General features: G+C 59.8%; 16 protein-coding genes. 7 read left to right on the top strand and 9 right to left on the bottom strand.

Annotated features, from left to right (window positions below):
* Positions 1–7: 7 nt before the first annotated feature.
* Entirely contained in the window at positions 8–709 is a 702-nt protein-coding gene (locus AC07OF_RS15235) for a response regulator (protein ID WP_157192391.1), read from the bottom strand.
* Positions 710–866: 157 nt separating this feature from the next.
* Here AC07OF_RS15235 and AC07OF_RS15230 point away from each other — a divergent pair, with 157 nt between their 5' ends.
* From AC07OF_RS15230 to mobA, 3 genes are all read left to right on the top strand, one after another.
* Complete coding sequence (locus tag AC07OF_RS15230; protein ID WP_157192390.1) at positions 867–2045, top strand: efflux RND transporter periplasmic adaptor subunit; 1179 nt, start codon at positions 867–869, stop codon at positions 2043–2045.
* Positions 2046–2056: 11 nt separating this feature from the next.
* Positions 2057–5185, top strand: coding sequence for a multidrug efflux RND transporter permease subunit (locus tag AC07OF_RS15225; protein WP_495073099.1), 3129 nt, complete (start codon positions 2057–2059; stop codon positions 5183–5185).
* Positions 5186–5246: 61 nt separating this feature from the next.
* A complete protein-coding gene (gene mobA / locus AC07OF_RS15220; RefSeq protein ID WP_157192388.1) occupies positions 5247–5822 on the top strand; it encodes a molybdenum cofactor guanylyltransferase MobA in 576 nt (191 codons plus the stop codon).
* Between the two features lie 12 nt (positions 5823–5834).
* Here mobA and AC07OF_RS15215 read toward each other — a convergent pair whose 3' ends face one another.
* The 5 genes from AC07OF_RS15215 to AC07OF_RS15195 all read right to left on the bottom strand — a co-directional run bounded on the left by AC07OF_RS15215 (position 5835) and on the right by AC07OF_RS15195 (position 11200).
* On the bottom strand, positions 5835–6263 hold the full coding sequence (locus AC07OF_RS15215) for a MarR family winged helix-turn-helix transcriptional regulator (RefSeq protein WP_157192387.1): 429 nt from the start codon (positions 6261–6263) through the stop codon (positions 5835–5837).
* A 111-nt stretch (positions 6264–6374) separates the two neighbouring features.
* Positions 6375–7058, bottom strand: a complete 684-nt coding sequence (gene rpe, locus AC07OF_RS15210; RefSeq protein WP_157192386.1) for a ribulose-phosphate 3-epimerase — start codon at positions 7056–7058, stop codon at positions 6375–6377.
* 12 nt (positions 7059–7070) lie between these two features.
* Complete coding sequence (locus AC07OF_RS15205; RefSeq protein WP_157192385.1) at positions 7071–7997, bottom strand: alpha/beta fold hydrolase; 927 nt, start codon at positions 7995–7997, stop codon at positions 7071–7073.
* Positions 7998–8034: 37 nt separating this feature from the next.
* Positions 8035–9612, bottom strand: a complete 1578-nt coding sequence (locus tag AC07OF_RS15200; RefSeq protein ID WP_157192384.1) for a class I adenylate-forming enzyme family protein — start codon at positions 9610–9612, stop codon at positions 8035–8037.
* The gene (locus tag AC07OF_RS15195; RefSeq protein WP_495073098.1) at positions 9599–11200 is read right to left on the bottom strand and encodes a phosphopantetheine-binding protein; all 1602 of its coding nucleotides are present in this window, start codon (positions 11198–11200) and stop codon (positions 9599–9601) included. The genes AC07OF_RS15200 and AC07OF_RS15195 overlap by 14 nt, the downstream gene beginning before the upstream one ends.
* Positions 11201–11649: 449 nt before the next feature.
* Between AC07OF_RS15195 and ccoN the strand changes: the two genes are divergently transcribed.
* Together ccoN and AC07OF_RS15185 are read left to right on the top strand one after the other, a co-directional pair.
* On the top strand, positions 11650–13077 hold the full coding sequence (ccoN, locus tag AC07OF_RS15190; protein ID WP_157192382.1) for a cytochrome-c oxidase, cbb3-type subunit I: 1428 nt from the start codon (positions 11650–11652) through the stop codon (positions 13075–13077).
* A gap of 11 nt (positions 13078–13088) precedes the next feature.
* Positions 13089–13301, top strand: a complete 213-nt coding sequence (locus AC07OF_RS15185; protein ID WP_038610403.1) for a hypothetical protein — start codon at positions 13089–13091, stop codon at positions 13299–13301.
* A 124-nt stretch (positions 13302–13425) separates the two neighbouring features.
* Here the strand turns inward: AC07OF_RS15185 and AC07OF_RS15180 are convergent, their stop codons facing one another.
* The gene (locus AC07OF_RS15180; RefSeq protein ID WP_495073097.1) at positions 13426–15900 is read right to left on the bottom strand and encodes a UvrD-helicase domain-containing protein; all 2475 of its coding nucleotides are present in this window, start codon (positions 15898–15900) and stop codon (positions 13426–13428) included.
* Between the two features lie 221 nt (positions 15901–16121).
* Here AC07OF_RS15180 and AC07OF_RS15175 point away from each other — a divergent pair, with 221 nt between their 5' ends.
* Positions 16122–16820 carry a pirin family protein gene (locus AC07OF_RS15175; protein ID WP_157192380.1) on the top strand — a complete coding sequence of 233 codons (699 nt, stop codon included), beginning with the start codon at positions 16122–16124 and terminating at the stop codon, positions 16818–16820.
* Between the two features lie 202 nt (positions 16821–17022).
* Here the strand turns inward: AC07OF_RS15175 and AC07OF_RS15170 are convergent, their stop codons facing one another.
* Both AC07OF_RS15170 and AC07OF_RS15165 read right to left on the bottom strand, forming a co-directional pair.
* Positions 17023–17349: a hypothetical protein gene (locus AC07OF_RS15170; RefSeq protein ID WP_157192379.1), complete on the bottom strand. Its 327-nt coding sequence runs from the start codon at positions 17347–17349 to the stop codon at positions 17023–17025.
* Positions 17350–17361: 12 nt separating this feature from the next.
* Positions 17362–18327, bottom strand: a complete 966-nt coding sequence (locus AC07OF_RS15165; RefSeq protein ID WP_495073096.1) for a hypothetical protein — start codon at positions 18325–18327, stop codon at positions 17362–17364.
* Positions 18328–18579: 252 nt separating this feature from the next.
* Here AC07OF_RS15165 and AC07OF_RS15160 point away from each other — a divergent pair, with 252 nt between their 5' ends.
* Complete coding sequence (locus AC07OF_RS15160; RefSeq protein ID WP_495073095.1) at positions 18580–20871, top strand: patatin-like phospholipase domain-containing protein; 2292 nt, start codon at positions 18580–18582, stop codon at positions 20869–20871.
* The last annotated feature ends 76 nt before the right edge of the window (positions 20872–20947 follow it).

The following is a 20947-nucleotide window of genomic DNA, read 5'->3' as shown; positions in this document are numbered from 1 at the left end:
ACCGGTGTCAGAACTCCCACTCGAGGCGGCTGAACAGATAGCCCTTGCCCCACACGGTCTTGATCTTGCGCGCTTCGCCGGCGCTGTCGTCGAACTTGCGCCGCAGTTTGGAGATGGCCACGTCCACCGAACGGTCGGTGCCATTGAATTCGATGCCGCGCAGCTGTTGCAGGATGCGATCGCGGCTGAGCACCACGCCGGCATTGCGCGCCAGTACCACCAGCAGGTTGTACTCACCGCTGGACAGTTCCACCCATTGCTCGCGCCAGAACACATTGCGTTCGGCCAGGTCGATGCGCAGGCCGCCGACCACGATCAGATCGGTTTCCAGGCGCGGCTCATTGATGCTGCTGCGGCGCAGCAAGGTCCGCACCCGGGCCAGCAGCACCCGTGGTTCGCAGGGTTTGGTGACATAGTCGTCGGCGCCCATCTCCAGCCCGAGCACCTGATCATGACTGTCGTCACGGGCGGTGAGCATGAGGATCGGCAACGACTGCGACTCGGCGCGCAACAGGCGGCAGACCTGCAGGCCATCAAGGCCCGGCAGCATCAGGTCGAGGATCACCAGGTCCGGTTTGCTGCGGCGAGCCTCGGCCAGCACATGATCACCACGGGCAATCACCGTGACGCAGAACTCATTGCGCTGCAGGTAGCTGGCGATCAATTCGGACAAGGCGCAGTCGTCTTCGACCAGAAGGATATTCGGCATGGCTAGTTTGACAGGCTGGGAAAGTCAGGCAAGGATATAGGACCTTGTGCGCAGCCAGCGCAACCCTTCACACTTTTTCACACTCGGCCTACACAGCTTAACAGTTGGACGTTGGCCTCCTGCCTTAGCATTGCCGGGTCATTTATGGAAGATCCGCATGTTCAGTTCAAGCCCCGCCCGTCTGTGCGCCCTGCTACCGCTGTTTGCCATCGCGCTGTCCCTGAGCGCGTGCAATGACAGCGCCCTCGAAGAACAGCAGACACCGCCCAGCACCGTCAGCATCGAGACGGTGAAAATCCAGCCGCTGGCCATCAGCACCGAGCTCAATGGCCGTATCCTCGCCCCGCGTACCGCCGAGGTCCGCGCCCGTGTGGCCGGCGTGGTGCTCAAGCGCGTGTACCGTGAGGGCAGCGACGTCAAACAGGGCGACGTGCTGTTCCGCATCGACCCGGCGCCGTTCCAGGCGGATTACGACAGCGCCCGCGCGACCCTGGCCAAGGCCGAGGCCACGCGCTACCAGGCGCGCCTGCAGGATCAGCGCTACCGCGAACTGATCACCATCAACGCCGTCAGCCGCCAGGACCACGACAACGCCCGCGCCGCGCTGATGCAGGCCGATGCGGCCGTCGCCGAAGCCAAGGCCGCGCTGGAACGGGCGAAGCTGAACCTGGGTTACGCCACCGTCACCGCACCGATTTCCGGGCGCATCGGCCGTGCCCTGGTAACCGAGGGTGCACTGGTCGGCCAGAACGAGAGCACGCCGCTGGCAACCATCCAGCAACTGGACCCGATCCATGCCGATGTCACCCAGTCGACCCGCGAACTCACCGCCCTGCGTCGCGCCTTGCGCGCCGGCGAGCTGCAACAGGTCGGTCAGGACCAGGCCGGCGCAACGCTGATCCAGGACGACGGCACGCCCTACCCGCTGCCGGGCAAGCTGCTGTTCTCCGACATCAGTGTCGATCCGAGCACCGGGCAGATCACCTTGCGCAGCGAGTTCCCCAACCCCGACCTTGACCTGCTGCCGGGCAGTTTCATTCGCGTACGCCTGGAGCAAGCGATCAAACAGCAAGGCATCAGCGTGCCGCAGCGCGCCATCCTGCGGGACAGCGCCGGCAATCCACGGGTATTGCTGGTCGATGCCCAGCAGCGCATCAGCGAGCGCCCGGTAGTGCTCGGCGGCGTGCAACACGACCGCTGGATCGTCAGCGCAGGCCTGGCCCCCGGTGACCGGGTGGTGATCGAAGGCCTGCAGCACGTCAATCCAGGCGACCAGGTACAGGTCGACAACGCGGGCAAGGACGCCCCTTCCATCGTTCAGACCACCGGCCAGTGAGGGCCTGATTCATGCCGCAGTTTTTCATTGATCGCCCGGTATTCGCCTGGGTGGTCGCGCTGTTCATCCTGCTGGCCGGTGCCCTGGCGATTCCGCAGTTGCCGGTCGCCCAGTACCCCGACGTGGCGCCGCCGCAGGTAGAAATCTATGCCGTCTATCCGGGGGCTTCGGCGCAGACCATCGACGAAAGCGTGGTCAGCCTGATCGAAGAGGAGCTCAACGGCGCCGACAACCTGCTCTACTTCAGCTCGCAAAGCAGCCTGGGCAGCGCCACCATTACCGCCACCTTCGAACCGGGCACCAATCCGGACCTGGCCCAGGTCGATGTGCAGAACCGCCTGAAAGTGGTCGAGTCGCGCCTGCCGCGGCCGGTTACCCAGCAGGGCCTGCAGGTGGAAAAGGTGTCCACTGGCTTCCTGTTGCTGGTGACCCTCACCGCCGAGGACGGCAGTCTCGATGAAGTGACCTTGAGCGACTTCCTGGCGCGCAACGTGATGAACGAGATCCGCCGCCTCAAGGGCGTCGGCAAGGCCCAGCTGTATGGCTCGGAACGGGCCATGCGGATCTGGCTCGACCCGCAGAAGCTGATCGGTTTCAACCTCACCCCGGATGATGTCAACGAGGCGATTGCCGCCCAGAACGCCCAGGTCGCGCCAGGCAGCATCGGCGACCTACCCACCACCGGCAGCCAGGAAATTACCGCCAACGTGGTGATCAAGGGCCAGCTGAGCACGGTGCAGGAGTTCGAAGACATTGTCTTGCGTGCCAATCCGGACGGTTCGCGCTTGACCATTGGCGATGTCGCCCGGGTCGAGATCGGCAGCCAGGAGTATCAATACGGCACCCGCCTGAACGGCAAACCCACCAGTGCCTTCAGCGTGCAGCTGTCGCCCGGCGCCAACGCCATGGAAACCGCGACCCTGGTGCAGGCCAAGCTTGCCGAGCTGTCGCGTTACCTGCCAGCGGGCGCCAAGTTCGATATCCCTTACGACACTTCGCCGTTCGTCAAGGTTTCGATCCAGCAAGTGATTACCACCCTGCTCGAAGCCATGGCCCTGGTGTTTGCGGTGATGTTCCTGTTCCTGCAGAACATCCGCTATACCCTGATCCCGACCCTGGTGGTGCCGGTGGCGCTGATGGGCACCTTCGCGGTGATGATGCTGCTGGGCTTTTCGGTCAACGTGCTGACCCTGTTCGGCATGGTCCTGGCCATCGGTATCCTGGTGGACGACGCCATTGTCGTAGTGGAGAACGTCGAGCGGATCATGAGCGAAGAAGGCCTGGCGCCGCGCGAAGCGACGAAAAAAGCCATGGGCCAGATCAGCGGCGCGATTGTCGGCATTACCTTGGTGCTGGTGGCGGTGTTCCTGCCCATGGCCTTCATGAGCGGCTCGGTGGGAGTTATCTACCAGCAGTTTTCGGTGTCGATGGCGGTGTCGATCCTGTTCTCGGCGTTCCTCGCCCTGAGCCTGACCCCGGCCCTGTGCGCCACGCTGCTCAAACCCATCGCCAAGGGCGAGCACCACGAAAAACGCGGGTTCTTTGGCTGGTTCAACCGCCGCTTCGAAAACCTCAGCAATGGCTACCAGCGCTGGGTGATCCAGGCCCTCAAGCGCAGCGGCCGCTACCTGATGGTGTACCTGGTGCTGGTGGCGGGCCTGGTCTACGGCTTCAGCCAGTTGCCCTCCTCGTTCCTGCCCACCGAAGACCAGGGCTACACCATCACCGACATCCAGCTGCCGCCAGGCGCCAGCCGGGCGCGTACCGAAGCGGTGGCGGCGCAGATCGAGGCGCACAACGCCACAGAACCAGGGGTTGGCAACAGCACGCTGATTCTCGGTTTCAGCTTCTCCGGCAACGGTCAGAACGCGGCGCTGGGCTTTACCACGCTCAAGGACTGGTCCGAGCGCGGTGCCGACGACAGTGCCCAGTCGATTGCCGACCGCGCCAATGCGGCCTTCAGCCAGCTCAAGGACGCCGTTGCCTATTCCGTGCTGCCACCACCGGTGGACGGCCTGGGTACCTCCAGCGGTTTCGAGTTCCGCCTGCAGGACCGTGGCGGCCTCGGCCATGCGGCACTGATGGCGGCGCGCGACCAGCTGCTGGCCAATGCCGAAAAGAGCCCGGTGCTGGTCAACGTGCGTGAAAGCGCCCTGGCCGAAAGCCCACAGGTACAGCTCGAAGTCGACCGCAAGCAGGCCAACGCCCTGGGCGTGTCCTTTGCCGATATTGGCAATGTGCTCAATACCGCGGTGGGCTCCAACTACGTCAACGACTTCCCCAACCAGGGGCGCATGCAGCGCGTGGTGGTGCAAGCCGAAGGCGACCAGCGCGCTCAGGTCGAAGACCTGCTGAAGATTCATGTGCGCAACAACAGCGGCAAGATGGTTCCGCTGTCCGCCTTTGTCCAGGCCAAGTGGATCACCGGCCCGGTACAACTGACGCGCTACAACGGTTACCCGGCAATCGCGGTGTCGGGCGAGCCGGCACCGGGCTACAGCTCGGGCCAGGCGATGGAGGAGATCCAGCGCCTGGTCGATCAACTGCCGCTGGGAATGGGCCTGGAGTGGACCGGGCTGTCGCTGCAGGAACGCTTGTCTGGCGCCCAGGCACCGATGCTCATGGCGCTGTCGCTGCTGGTGGTGTTCCTGTGCCTGGCGGCGTTGTATGAAAGCTGGTCGATTCCGACCTCGGTACTGCTGGTGGTGCCGCTGGGTGTGCTCGGTGCGGTGATCGCCGTGAGCTTGCGCGGCATGCCTAACGACGTGTTCTTCAAAGTCGGCTTGATCACCCTGATCGGCCTGTCGGCGAAGAACGCCATCCTGATCATCGAGTTCGCCAAGAGCCTGGTCGATGACGGCCATGACCTGTTGGAAGCGACGGTACAGGCCGCGCGCCTGCGCCTGCGGCCGATTGTCATGACCTCACTGGCGTTCATCCTCGGCGTGGTACCGCTGGCGATTGCCAGCGGCGCCAGCTCGGCCAGCCAGCAGGCGATCGGCACCGGGGTGATCGGCGGTATGCTCAGTGCCACGCTGGCGGTGGTGTTCGTGCCGGTGTTCTTCGTCGTGGTCATGCGCCTGACCGGCAAGCGCCGGACCCGGGCACAACAGCCACAGGCCGCGCTCGAAGAGCACTGATCTGGACAGTTGACGGCGTGCATGGGAAGGTAAGCGGCTGACACTGCCAGGAACCCTGACCATGCCCGCCGCCACTCCACCCTGCTCCATTCTTCTGCTGGCCGGCGGTCGCGGCCAGCGCATGGGCGGCCAGGACAAGGGCCTGCTGCCCTGGCAGGGCAAGCCACTGATTGCCCATATCCAGGCGGTCGTGCGGCCCCTGACCGATGACCTGATCATTTCCTGCAACCGCAACCAGGACCACTACCGGCCCTTTGCCGATCAACTGGTCAGTGACGCCCAGGCCGACTTCCCCGGGCCGCTGGCCGGCGTGCTGGCGGGGCTTGCAGTGGCACGCCATCCCTGGATGCTGGTGCTGGCCTGTGATGCCCCATTGATCGACAGCGCGCTGATTGTTGATCTGCTCAGCCAGGCCAATGACCAGGGGCAACCGGCAATGATTCGCCAGGGTGGTTACTGGCAGCCGATGTTCAGCCTGATCCCTTGCGCCTTGCGCGATGACCTTGAACAGGCCTGGCAACAGGGTGATCGAGGGATTCAGCGGGCGTTGCTCAAGCATCCGGTGCGGGCGCTGGAATACCCGGAGGATGATCGGCGCTTGAGCAACTTCAATACGCCGGAGTTTCTCCAGGGCTGATCAAGGCCTGCATCAGCGCAACCGCGAACGAATCCGCTGGCACACGCTCAGCACCTGCTGCACCTCGCTCTCCCCAAGGTCGATCTTGCAGGCCATGCTATTGAACACTTGGGCCGCTTCGGCCTTGAGTTCACGGCCCTTGTCTGTCAGCAGCAGGTTGCGCCGACGGCGATCGTTCGGGTCGAGGTACACGGTGATAAAGCCATTATCGGCCAGGCGTTTGACAATAGGCGTCAAGGTACCCAGGTCAAACAGGGTCAATTCACTCAAGGCGCTGATCGACACATCATCCTTGCCCCACAATCCGGCCATCACCAGCAATTGCGGATAGGTGATGCCACGCTTTTTCAATGGCTCGGCATAATCGCGGACCATGGCGTTGGCGGTCGAGTACAGCGAGAAGCACAGCATCTTGTCGAAGTCGAAGGTCGGGTCAAGCATGCCCACCTCCCTTGACCCGACTGAACGCCTGCAAGGTGATTTCGGTATTGTTATGCAAGGACAGGTAACTCATGCTGGATTCGCGAGAATCGTGGGTAAGTCCGCTTATTATCAGGTGCGGTTGGTCACAGCGTCTGCAATCTGGCGACGCAAGGCCGAGATCGTTTCGCGGTAGTTGTCTTGGGCGAAGATTGCCGTGCCGGCAACGAACATGTCCGCGCCCGCCGCGGCAACCTGCCCGATAGTCTCCAGGTTGACGCCGCCGTCCACTTCCAGGCGGATGTTGCGGCCACTGTCATCAATCAGCTTGCGCGCTGCGGCAATCTTGGGCAACACCTGGGGGATGAAACGCTGGCCGCCGAAGCCCGGGTTGACCGACATCAGCAGGATCAGGTCAAGCCGGTCAAGCACGTACTGGGCAGCGTCCAGGGTACTGGCCGGGTTGAACACCAGCCCCGCCTTGCAACCCAGGTCCTTGATCAGTTGCACGGAACGGTCCAGGTGCAGGGTTGCCTCGGGATGAATCGAAATGTAATCGGCGCCTGCCTCGGCGAAGGCCTGGATCATGCCGTCCACCGGCGTCACCATCAAGTGCACATCGATCGGCGCGGTAATGCCGTGACTGCGCAAGGCCTTGCAGAACTGCGGGCCCATGGTCAGGTTGGGCACATAGTGATTATCCATGACATCGATATGGATGACATCGGCACCGGCGGCCAGCACCTGCTCGGCCTCCTCTCCCAGCCGGGCGAAATCGGCCGCCAGAATCGACGGAGCAATCCAGAAATCTTTCACACGCGTACTCCATTACTCATTGACTAAGCGTTGCCGCGGCCCCGAATCACCCTGTCCCAGCGCTGCATTGAGCTGTTCGATCAGCGCAGGCGTGGGGGCATCCAGGTGAAAATGATGACCGCCGTCGTGCCAGTGCACACGGGTATCCGCAGGCAAGGCGTTTTTTCGTTTGTCGAAGGCATTACCCATGAACAGCCCCTGGCGTCCGAGTAGCACATGCAAAGGGCAACTGATCTGCTGCAGGAACTCACAAGCCTGACGTTCGGTCAGTTGCAGCGGTTCGGGGAGCACCAGGCGCGGGTCATGGCGCCAGCGAAAGCCATGCCCCAGATTGAGCAGATCACGCAGGGCCAGCAAGCGTGCCCCTTCGGCACAGAGGCTGCCGTCGATGCTGTTACGCCGCTCGTTGATGGCGGCCTCCAGGCTGCTGAACTGAGCTTCTTCAGGCCCGCTGAAACCGTGCAGACGGGTGCGCAACGCCAACCGCAGCAAGCGTTGCGCCTTGCGCATGTGCTCGACGGTGTTGCCGTCGTCCACAGTAAACGGTGCGCCCAAGCCATCGAGAAACACCATGCTGTCGATACCCCGGCTCATCGCCGCAAGAATCGACGCCACGCCAGTGCCCATGGAATGGCCGAGTACGGAAAAACGCTTCCAGCCCAGGCACTCGACCAGGGCGTTCATATCGTCGGCGTGTTCCCACAGGTAGTAACCGCTGTCGGCCCGGCGATGTTGCGAGCGTCCGTGCCCGGCCAGGTCCGGGGCAACCACAAAGCAGTCGCGCAACAACGGCGCGATGCGCTCGAAGGAGGCGGCATTGTCCAGCCAGCCGTGCAAGGCCAGCACCGGATGCCCGCGTTCATTACCCCAGGTACGCAAGGCAAAGTGGTTGCCATTGACGTCCAGCGATTGGTCGCGACCGCTGTGGCCCGGACTCATGGGTGGCTCTCCCTGTGGGGCCGCCGTGCACCGGCTGTCATCCGGCCACCAGCGACTGTGTGGTGCGTGCCGAGCGCTGTAACTGCAGCAGGTCGATCTTGCCGTTGGCGGTGCGTGGCAGGCTGCTCTCGATGCTGATCGATAACGGCACCTTGTACGCCTCCAGGCCATGACGGCAACGTTCAAGCAATTGCTCGGCGCTGAGGCTCACACCTTGCCCCAAGGTAATGAACGCACACAGTCCCTCGCCGACCGAAGCGTGTTCGACACCGACCACGGCAGCGGCTTCGACACCGTCGATGGCGTAGAGAAAGCCCTCCACTTCACTGGGGCTGACCTTCATGCCCCGCGACTTGATCATGTGGTCCATGCGGCCGCGAAAATACAAATAACCGTCCTCGTCGAGGCTGCAGTAGTCCCCGGTATACAGCACGCTTTCCCCCGGATAGCGCCCAGGCTTGAGCTTGAGCGCAGTGGCTGCTGGGTTGCGCCAATAGCCGGCCATGACCGTGGCGCCACGAATCACCAGTTGCCCGACCTGATGAGGCTGATCGATACGCTGGTCCTGCTCGTCCACCAGCCACAATTCGGTGTTGGGAATGGCGATACCGACACTGCCCGGTTTGCTGTCGATGTCTTCAGGTGGCAGGTAGGTGCAGCGCTTGCACTCGGTCAGGCCATACATCGAGAAAATCAGCGCCTGGGGAAACAGCGCCTTCATCTGGGCGATATGCGGCGCCTTGAGCGCGGCACCGGTGTTGGTAACCATGCGCACATCGGCAAACACCGCCTCGCGCTTGCGCGCGTACTCATGCAGCAGCGTCAGCATGGTCGGCACGAACGGGATCACCGTCACCTGGTACTGACGGATCTTCCTGATCAGGAAAATCGGCCAGGTGAATTCCTTTTCCAGCACCAGGGTAGACCCGGCACTGATGGCCATGATCATCTGGTACAAACCGTAATCGAACGACAGCGGCAGCGAGCAAAGCACCTTGTCGGTGTCGTTGTACCCCAGGTAGGTGTGCAGTGAGGTCAGCGCCGCGAGCATGTTGCGGTGAGTCAGCATCACGCCTTTGGGCGCGCCGGTGGAGCCTGAGGTGTAGATGATCGCCGCCAGGTCGAGGTCAAGGTTGCCACACGGCAACGGCTCGCCGCCGCCCTGGCCGAGCAGGCTTTCAAAGGTCTGGGCCACGGTCGAACCGGCTTCGCCATCGAGCAGCACGATCAGCTTGAGATGCGCGAGGTCGGCGATGCTCGCCGGCAGGCTGGCGATTTTCTCGGTGGTGGTGATCAACACCGAGGCCTCGGCATCGCGAACGATATAGTCGAGGCAGTCGGCCGCAGTATCCAGGCCGACATTGACCACTACGCCACCGGCCTTGAGGATCCCCCAGAAGGCGCATACGGTTTCGACGCGGTTGCCCAGGCACACCACCACCCGCTCCTGGCGCTGCAGGCCATTGACCTGCAAGCCGGCCGCCAGGCGCGCGCTGGCTTCGTCCAGCTGCGCATAGGTGTAGGTTTCATCGGCATAGATGATCGCAGCTTTGTCCGGATGCAAACCGTTGCGGGTTTCCAGCACATCCTGCAGAAGGACTTCACGCACGCTCATGCTGCACCTCGACAACGCCCAGCGGGCGCCCCACCGAGCGGGTCTGTCGATGAGCATCGATGTAACCGGCCAGGGTCGCCACGGTATTGAAATGCCCCGGAACAATGGTGTCCGGGTTGACGAAAAAGCCTTCGATATCGTCCTCCAGGCTGATCAGCAGCTCCATGGAGGTCAATGAGTCCAGCCCCAGGTCATCACGCAAGTGAGAGTCGGCCGTGATGATCGTGCCTTCCGGTAACTTCAGTACCACCCGCAGGATGTCGCTGAGCTGACGCTGGGTCGCCAGCTGGATTTCAGCGGCAGGTTCGGCTGCGGCGGCGGTACTGAGCATCGCTTCAAGCGGCACATCGGCATGACTGTCGCGAATGTCCACGGCGGTCTGCCGCGCCCTGGCGAGAAACAGCTGGTTGTTGCTGACCACCACTTCGGCCGGGTGACCATGACTGTGGAACAGGGTCGGCGAGGCCGAAGGGCCATACGCACCCGAGGCGGTCACGGCCAGAACATCGCCTTCATGCAGGGTTTCCAGGCGCACATCGCGCCCGAGCAGGTCATCGGGACTACAGAGCGGTCCGGAGATATGGTATTCGCGCAGCGGCGCACCGTTATTGCCGGTGGCCTTGATGATGCGGAAGTTGCGCTTGAGCACCTGACCGCTGCCCGCTGCAGCACCGTGGCAATTGGTGCCGCCATCGGTGACGGCAAAGGTCTTGCCGTGGTTTTCCTTGATATTGTCGACCGTGACCAGCAAGGCACCGCACTTACCGGCAATGAAACGCCCCGACTCAAGGATGATGCGCGTACGCGGGAATTGCTGATGGAAATCATTGAACAGCGGCGCAAGCAACTGTTTGAGCTGGGCGGTATCGAGCTCTGTTTCGTTTTCGTAGTACTTGATACCCAGGCCGCCACCCACATCGACCATGCGCATGTCCAGCTTGTGGCGTTCAGACAAGGTGCGGAACAAGCCGAGAATGTACGCGGCGTTATCGTAGACCGATTGCGCATCAAGGATCTTGGTGCCGTTATAGACGTGAATACCCTTGATCCTGATGTTGGGCAGCGCCAGGTACTCGGCGAAGTTGGCCACTGCGGTGTCTTCCTGGATACCGAAGTGAGTAGGCCGCCCGCCCATCTTCCAGGGTGAGCCGGCAGCCGAGAAATTCGGATTGATGCGAATCGCAACCGGTGCGTCGCAGCCCAGCTCCCCAGCCAGGGCAGACAACTTGCGCAACTCGCTTTCCGATTCGACAACGATGGCGAACACCCCGATTTCGAGGGCACGGCGATGCTCTTCAGGCTTCTTGTAGGGGCCTAGCAGAATAATGTCCTGCGGCGCCACCCCTGCCTTCAGGGCAATTTCCAACTCGCCCAGCGAGCAAACCTCAGTGTTACCGCCGTATGACCGGATCAGTTTCACCAGGGACAGATTGGGATTGACCTTCAACGCATAGAAGATATCCACGCAGTCCGGCAATGCGTCACGCAACTCGTTGAAACTGCTGCGCAGCACCGCTTCATCGTAGAGGTAGGTCGGTGTCCCGAACGTCGCTTTTGCCTGGATGACGAGTTCCTTGGAAAGCTTCATCTGTTGCTCCCATCGTTCTTATAGTGTCCCGCTCTGGCGGCGGTGCTGGTCCCGGCGTGTAAGCACCGGCGCACACGCTCGATGGCGGATTGGCTTCATTGTTGATTGCGCATCACTGACACGATCTTGCGGTAAAGCTTAAAACTTTGCGCGCAAAGTTTATAGAAATTTTGAGGGCGCCCTGAAGGTGATGTCAAGGTAATTCCACTGGCACAGGTATGCGGCAGAAAGCCACGGTATTCTGGGAATTTTCGGACAGAACAGGGGTAAATCGTCGCACCTTGTGCATATCAGAGAGGATTATCCCCAGTAAATACGGGGCTTTTATCTGATCCGGTGTTATGCCCAGTTTCTGAGTCTGTTTTGAATATCGGCAGGTTCCTACAGTCTGCGCCGGTGTCCTGCCCTTTTCGGCAGGACGAGCCTTACAGGAACTGTGGAAACTAGCCATGAGCACACATCAACAGGCCCAGGCCTATAACTACAAGGTGGTCCGGCAATTCGTCATCATGACGGTGTTCTGGGGCATCGTCGGCATGGCGATGGGCGTATGGATCGCCTCGCAGCTGGTCTGGCCGGAACTCAATCTTGAACTGCCCTGGACCAGCTTCGGTCGCTTGCGCCCCCTGCACACCAGCCTGGTGATCTTCGGTTTTGCCGGCAGCGCACAATTTGCCGCCAGTTACTATGCGGTCCAACGCACCTGCCAGGTGCGCCTGTACAGCGACAAGCTGGCAGCCTTCACCTTCTGGGGCTGGCAGGCGACCATCGTCATCATGCTGATCAGCCTGCCGCTGGGCCTGACCACCACCAAGGAATACGCCGAGATCGAGTTCACCGGTGCGGTATGGATGGCAATCGTCTGGGTCGCTTATGGCATCGTGTTCTTCGCCACCCTGATGCGCCGCAAGGCCAAGCACATCTATGTCGGCAACTGGTTCTTCGGTGCCTTCATCGTGGTGATCGCCATGCTGCACGTGGTCAATCACCTGTCGATTCCGGTCAGCTGGTTCAAGTCCTACCCGGTCTACTCCGGCGCCACCGACGCGATGGTCCAGTGGTGGTACGGGCATAACGCCGTGGGCTTCTTCCTGACCACAGGCTTCCTCGGCATGATGTATTACTTCGTACCCAAGCAGGTTGGCCGGCCGGTGTACTCCTATCGCCTGTCGATCGTGCACTTCTGGGCGCTGATCACCCTGTACATCTGGGCAGGTCCCCACCACCTGCACTACACCGCCCTGCCCGACTGGGCGCAATCGCTGGGCATGGCCATGTCGCTGATCCTTCTGGCACCGAGCTGGGGCGGCATGATCAACGGCATGATGACCCTCTCGGGTGCCTGGCATAAGCTGCGCAGCGACCCGATCCTGCGTTTTCTGGTGCTGTCGCTGGCGTTCTACGGCATGTCGACCTTCGAAGGCCCGATGATGGCAATCAAGACCGTCAACGCCTTGTCGCACTACACCGACTGGACCATCGGCCACGTCCATGCCGGCGCTCTGGGCTGGGTGGCGATGATCACCTTCGGATCGCTCTATCACATGATCCCGAAAGTCTTCGGCCGCGAGCAGATGCACAGCATCGGCCTGATCAACGCGCACTTCTGGCTGGCCACCATCGGCACCGTGCTGTACATCGCCTCGATGTGGGTCAACGGTATCGCCCAGGGCCTGATGTGGCGCGCCACCAACGAAGACGGCACCCTCACCTACTCCTTTGTCGAAGCGCTGGTGGCCAGCCATCCGGGCTTCCTGGTGCGCTTCATTGGCGGGGTGCTGTTCCTCACGGGCATGCTGCTGATGGCTTACAACACCTGGCGCACGGTGCGTGTAGCAGATGAAAAGCTGGCGTTGTCCAACGCCCAGATGGCCTGAGGAGAACACCCATGAACGAGTGGCTGTATGCGCTGTATTGCCTGAACGGGGTCGTGTTCTTCTACCTGGTCACCAGCGTCTGCCTGCGCGGCCATAGCCGCGAGGTGGACGACCAGGTCAGCCTGATGCCATTTGCCGATGACCCGGCCGCCGCACAGCGGGTCGAGCAGGCAATCGGCAAACCGGTGCCGGCGGTCAAGCCGGATGCGGCGCTCAAAGCCTGATCGTAACTTCAAACAGGAGCCGGCTCCCGAATCACTGTGGGAGCCGGCCTTGCCGGCGATGCTATCAACTCGGTGCCAGTAGTTGCGCGGCGTCTGCATCGCTGGCAAGGCCAGCTCCCACAGTTCACCCCGCAGCGTCACGGCCATCCTCGAAAAACACCTTGCGCCCATCCACCTGGCTCGATGCCCTTGGCAAGTTGGCCGCCTCACCCGTGGGTTTCTCCACATACCAATAGCAATGCCTGGCCGCACGCGTGATGGCCACATAAGCCAGACGCAACACTTCATCCTTCTGGGCGCTGTCGAACGCCAGCGGATCCCCCGCACGCCCGAGCCCCGCCTGACGGTACACCTGGTTCTTGTACGGCGAACTGGTCAGGTGCTGGCAATCACCGAGCATGAACACCGCATCTGCCTGCAGTCCCTTGGCACTGTGATAGGTCAGTTGGCGGAACCGGCGCTGGCTGGTTGGCAGCCCGGCCTCATGATTTACCAAAGGCTTAATATGCTCAGATATCAATAGCTTATCGCTACTTTTTCGAAACAACATCATCACCGATTCGCCGCGTCGGTAATGCTCCATCAACGTTTGCGCCAAGGCCGCTTCGTCACGCTCAAGCACTTTGACCGGCAGCGGATCCTCTGCCGCCGGACCACAGGCTCTGGCCTTCTTGCCAGTGATCGCCGGCGCCGACTTCACGATATGCTCGGCCGCGTCGATGATGTGTTGATGGCTGCGGTAGTTGTCAGCAAGCATCACCCGGGTATTGGCTGGGGACACGAACTCCTTGCTGAACTCCATGAAGAATTTCGGCGAACTGCCACGCCAGCCATAGATCGACTGCCAATCGTCCCCCACACACAACAGCGAGGAGTGCTGGGCTACTCGCCCGACGTTGAGGCTTGGGCCACGTCTGCGGATCTCGCGCAGGCAGGCCCGCAACCACGAGACGATCTGCGGCGAGACGTCCTGGAACTCATCGATCATCAGGTGTGCCAGCGGCCGCAACAGCGGGTCAGGCAACAAGCGCAGGTTCTCCGGGTTGTTCTCGCCAAACAGGGCAAACATGCGGTTGTAACTCATGATCGGTGGCGACTGGGCGAGCAGGTGCGCCTCCAGGGCCTTCCAGTACAGGCCCAGGGCTTCGAAGAACTGCGCATCGCTGTCGCCTGCGGGAAAGCTCATGGCGCCCACCGCCTGGTTTACTTCGAGCCCAAGGTTCTCGATAAAGCCTGCGGCGCCGACAAAGGCATCGAGCAGCGGCACCGCCGACAGCTCACCCTTGACTTTGTAATCGAAGCCCGGTCCGGCCACTGCATCACCCGCCAGAGAGGATGTCAGGCGCTTGGCTGCAGCATAATTTTCCAACCAAATCACAGGCTTATCGCAGAAAGCTTGAAACAGGGTGCGCTTGATCACCCACTCCGCCCAAACCGGAAGCTTGGCCCCGGGGCGCTTGTACTGCTGGTTTTCACCCGGATCGAAACCGAGCACGACCCAGGCATCCAGCTCGGCGATATGGCCATGGAAGTGGAACCGGCTGCCGTTGATCTCGACTGTCTCGCGGCTCGGCTCGATACCCTTGATCGGCCAGGCACCGGCGGCAAACCAGAGGTCTTCGAGGGTGTCGCACAGCTCTTCGTCACGACTGGCGGACAGCTGGGTGACTGCCACGCGCTTTTGCACATCCGGGTGATCGCGGTCCAGGGCCTTGAGCTGCAGGGCTTCGCGGCGCAGGCTGGCAATCAGCTCGGCAAACCGCGGGCTGCTGTTGAGCAGGTCGCGGTAGCACAGGTTGAGTTGCTGGCGCTGGGCGTCGTTGATGCGCAGGTCGAACGGATTACTCTCGGCGCTGGCTTCGCTGCCCCCCGGCATCTCGCTGCCCAGGGTCTCGAACGCACGCACCTGGCTGAAGCCCGGCAGACTACGCACCAGCGGCAGGATGCGCGAGTGGAAGGTGCGCACCAGTTCGCGGGCCTGGGCGGGACTCAGCTCAAGCTGCCAGAGGCCGAAGACCTGCACCAGACGGGCAATGAAATCCTTGCGCGACTCACGGGTGAAAGTCACCACGGTCATGGCGTCCAGCTCGTAGCCCAGGTAATGACGCAACAACAGGATGCGCAGCACCAGCGACGTCGACTTGCCAGCCCCGGCACCCGCGATCACGCAGGTGGAAGGCGTGTCGCTGAAGATCATCTTCCACTGCGCCGCGCTTGGCTGGGCATACGCTGGCAGGCGCTGGGCGACGTCAGCCTTGAAGCGCTTCTTCAACTCGGCCGTCAACGGCAGGCGCCAGTCGTCGAACAGGTGGTCATCCTGCCCCGGCACGCCATGGCCGTCGGGACGCGTATCACGGATCACCAGCACCTGGCGCCCGGCTTCATAGCCGTCCACCCGCCCTTCTTCGTAGCCTTCGCGCAAACCGTCGGCGTGCCCGGTGCGCTGGCCGGTGGCGTGGCCCTGGAACCAGGAATCGCGGTGCTGGGCCTGTAAACGGCTCAAGCCCCGGCCCAGCAGGCGCGCCGCCAGGCGCCGGATCCAGGGCAGTTGCGCAGGTGGAGTCAACTCCAGGGGTAGCTTGGGACGCTCTTCAGACACACTGACTCCAACAAGAAAAAACCTGCGCTCATGTTCGCTCCATCCGGCAGAAATCACCAGCTGATTGCTTGCAGATCAGTGAATTAGACGATGAAGCGTATAAAGCACCGTAGCTCTATATATCCAACAAATCGATGAGAATCAGCCGAAATTTACGCTTAATTTCGATCATAGATTCAGCGATGATTCTCCCATCAACCGACTCACCAGGAGAGCCCATCATGCTGCAACTGCGCCCTTTCAAGAGCCTTGGCCATGCCAACCATGGCTGGCTCGACGCCCACCATCATTTTTCCTTTGCCGAGTACTACGACCCGCAACGGATGCACTGGGGCAACCTGCGGGTCTGGAACGACGACCTGATTGCGGCAGGCAGCGGCTTCCCGCCGCACCCGCACCGCGACATGGAAATCATCACTTATGTGCGTGAAGGCGCCATCAGCCATCAGGACAACCTGGGCAACAAGGGCCGCACCGAGGCCGGTGACGTACAGGTGATGAGTGCCGGTACCGGCATCACCCACAGTGAGTACAACCTGGAAAAAGTCGATACGCGGATCTTCCAGATCTGGATCGTGCCAGAGCGCGTCGGACAGGCGCCTTCGTGGGGCACCCGGCCCTTCCCGAAAGGCGAGCGCGGCGAAGGTTTCGTGACCCTGGCCAGCGGTCGTGAAGGCGATGAAGGCAGCCTGCGCATTCGCGCCGATGCGCGCCTGGTGGCGGCAACCCTGCAGGCAGGGGAAAGCGCTGAGTATCGCTTTGAGGCCGGACGGCGTGGCTATCTGGTGCCGGCCAAGGGGCTGATCGAGGTGAACGGTGTGCGGGCCGAAGCGCGCGATGGTGTTGCCATTGAGGATGAGCAGGTGCTCAGGGTGACGGCGCTGGAAGACAGCGAGATCGTTTTGGTGGATGTGGCGTAATGTCAGGCCTTAACGCGGGATAAGTCGAATTGTGCATCGCCGCTCCCACAGGGAAGAATCAGCACCCTGTGGGAACGGGCCCATCCTACAAGCTCTCTGAGCATTTCTTGATCCTGGAACGCCTCAGAGTCGTCTTGGATCACATCTGACATGCCGAGTTGCGCCAGCCACCCCGATAACGCTCAACAGCAACACGCAGCACTTAAATGACCTTGCCAATAAAATCAATTATTGCTTTTGTGGCTTTATTGATTTTATCCACAGCACTTTGTATATCCCCTGCCACCTCTATTGCACTTTCAATCGCCTTGGAAGTTTTCTCAGCCTGAAACTTAAGGGAGTCAGTTGCCAGAGCAACAGACCGAAGCCCGTCATTGAATGCAGTTTCTAAAGCCATATACGCTTCATCAACCGCCTCATCCAATCCTTTCAGCTCTATGTCATCTGCAGCATCCGCATGGTACTCTCGCTTGGAAACCGCATTCGAATAGTTCTCAGCTGACTTTGCAATAAGGTCATATACATCCATCGAAGTAACTCCTTAAAACCTGGCAGCGGCGGCCTGATTGGTAGTTATCTCTTTGCGTTTGACTGCGCCCAACTTAACATGATCATCCATTAGCTTGTTCAGGTCAGTGATTGACTTATTTCGTTCTGCAAGATCCAGTTTGTCTTGCCTGCTTCCTGTAGCCTTCAAGTAGGTAGCCGCTGCACTGTCCACCACCTTACGATTGTTACCCGTATAGGGATTGGCCATCGGCACACCCGGCATCACTTGCCCAACCAAGGGAGTTAACGCATTGCTTGGGGAAACGATACCGGTTTTGATCAAGTATTTCGAGATGGATGACTTCATACTGGCTATTTGCTGATAATGCGCCGGAAGTATCTTTTCATTCATGGTCTTAATGCCATAAAGCAGCCCATCACTCATATCACAAAGCGCCTGATTATACTTAACCAGACTATGATTCCTGTACGTATTTGCTATAAACCCAAGCCCCTTGCCAACTTTTTCCGAACGTTCCTCAGCTACAGGACTGAACTGTTTGCCTGACAGCTTGTTGGCGGCACCAATGAGTTGATTGGTCAGGGCTATCGAGTCCTTTGCCGAGGATTTTATGTCTTCAGTGTCGTCATAAGTGGCCAGCTTGTAATAATCATCATAAACCTTGTTCAAAGCCATGCTGGTTTTGTTCAATAACGCAAGATAACTTGACGTTGACTCCGAAAGTTCAACAAGTATTTTCTCATCAGCGGAATTGGAACTATCAGAAATACACTTAACTTCGTCCTTGTAATCAGAGCACCTGAGTTGCCGCTGAACCAATTGCCATTGGTTTTTTGTTATAAAGCTTTCAGCGACAAGATCATTCTTCCTGACCACCTCCTGCGTGGTCGCCTTCCCTTCCTCTGCCAACTTGGCGGCGTCACCTTTGTCAATGCTTGCACAGGCGGTCAGCAGCGAGCACACCACAAAAACGGGTAGGAATCTTGGCTTTGACATTCTGTCCACCTTGTCGGGTTGAACGCTTGAGAAACCGAACCATTTAATATGGTTCCGCTTCAACAACTTAGAATCGCTATTGATAATGACTAGCTCAGCACGTCAAAAAAACAACATTCTTTTGTGAACTGCGTCACACTTTCCACGGAAATGCGCCATGTCCAGACCTCCCGCAACTGCCGTGAACTAGGTTCGATGGGATATGACAACCATCCAATCGGGTCCTGCAACACTCAGGACATGGGGGGAACAATGCAGCAATCCGAGGCTTTCACCAGACGAATTGCGACGCTGATTGCCGGCGTTCTGCTCACTGGTTGCAGCAGCGACTACAAAGAGCCTCTCCTTGACTACAGCCAGGCAACATTGCAGGAAAAGTTCTCCATCGAGCAGAAAGCCACGGCCTATAAGCCGCCCTACCTCGGGTTGGCATTGGCAGGTGGCGGCACCAAAGCCTCGAATTTTTCCATGGGCGTGCTTAAAGGCCTCGTGGAATCAGGGCAAATGGAAAACGTTGACGTAATTTCATCGGTCTCAGGCGGCGGCTATGCGACCTATTGGTACTATTCGCGACTTGTCTTTGACGACCCCGATTTCGCTAGCAATCGCGCTACTGCACCAGCCTTCATAAAGTCGATTTTTCTGGACTGTTTGCCCAGCCGCTTTATGGACGAATCCGGCGTCACCTTCCAGTCATCGACCTGGCTGCCAAGGCAGCCGCATCCTTGTCCCCAGTACAACCACACAAACCTGCTGAAGGTGGCCAGTGACGACGAGCACGACACCCCCCAGCAACGGATGACTGTAAAGAAGCAGTTTGACCAACTCATGGATGCACTGGATCGACCTGAACTGGGTAGTGACCCCTACCGCTTCCAGAATTACCTGCGTGGTTACCAGGACATCTTCAGCACAGGGCTGAACATGTTCGGAGCCCATGCATTTGATTACACCACCACCAGCGAGGATGGCCGCTTCTCCAATGAAGTCGTTGAACTGATTCCCATGGAAGTGGGCTCCGTCGTTGCCAACGCCTTTGGAAATATACTTTTTGACTGGAATCTCGAACTTTCCGCCACTCAATACGCCTATGCCAAAGGCATTGTGCGTACCTATGGCGCCAGCCCTCCAAATTGCGACAAGCAAACCGAAGGCTGCATCACCACGATCTACGGAAACGATATCCGCATCGAAGGCGATATGGATCAAGCACGCTCCTTGACCTTCGACGACATCAAGCGGGTTCATGAGATAAAAGGCGCCCCCTTATGGATCATCAATACGACCGCCGGGGAAGATCGCAGTGTGCTCGATATAGGAAAGCGCAAACCCTTCTACCTATCGGCATTCGAGATCGATCCCTACCAACATGGCTCAGGTTTGTATGGCTACCATCAGGGCGCCCCCGACAGCCTGCCTCCCTTCAAGGCGGTGTTATCCTCAGCTGCTTTCTCAGACTCGCAGCAAAAGGTCGTTCCCAACATACTCGGACGAAATGCCTTAAATGCGTTACTGCGAATCAGCGCCGCTGACTGGGGGTACTCCATCCGCAATCCGAATGCCGGCGACTTCCAGTACGGCCTGCATTATTTGCTGCCATTCCCGCTTTACTATGCTGAGCGCTTGGCCGGCGAAGAAAACTCCGCCTTCATTCACTTGTCCGACGGTGGCATGTCGGAGAATCTTGGCGCTTACGCACTGATTCGCCGAGGTACTGCCAACTTGATCGTTTCCGACCATGCCGGTGATCGTGATGGCGAGATGATTGATCTGTGCTGGCTGAAAAACGGACTGGAGAAAACCCTCAAGAATCAAAACCTGAGACTGCTATTGCCAGGCTTGAGCAATCTCGATCGTCACTGCCAACTGTATGAGGACGGCAATACCGGCTATAACATTTTCGCCTGGAGACATCCCGTTCTGGTGGGTTGCATTGTCTCCAAATCCCTGGAAAGCCTGGGCTGCGAGAACCTCCCGACCTCTCTCGAAAAAGGGCAATATGCCGCCCACCTGTTCCTCATCAAACCGGCACTGGCCAACACCGCAATGCGGGAAAAACTCAACAAGATCGGGAACGTGTGTTTTTATCAATCCTTTAAAAACAAGATCGATCGAGACAGAGCCTGCACCAAGGAAATCAGAGACGCCTGCCAATTTCCAAACACCTCGGATGACAGTCCGATGTGGCAAGGCGCACCGCCACCATCCTGCGAAATGTTCGCGTTCTTCCTCAGAAATGCAACCGGCAGCGATGGGATGCACAATGACGGATGCCCCAACTTCCCGCAGTATGCAACGGTCGCTTTAACAATGGATTCGTCGCCATGGATCTTCGGCGGGATGCGGGAACTGGGCGCTTATTACGCCGGGCGCATCAACTGGTTTTTCAACCCGGACGGCAGCCTGAACGAAGAACGATTCCTCGCCGAGTTGCGCTATCAGCGCCATTTGCCAATCCCCTGGCAATCGCAAGCCGCGATGGGCCGATACAAAAAAGCCAGCAGCTGCTTGTTCATTAACAACACGCAAGCCATGGCCCTATGATGACGTCCCATCCAGTGCCTGTGTGATTTGACATCCTCCTCCATCCCTACTTGAGAGTCGCCGCCGGGAGGCGGAA

Source organism: Pseudomonas sp. GW821-FHT10B02 (genome assembly GCF_059415665.1).
This window is presented reverse-complemented; position numbering and strand designations above follow the sequence as displayed.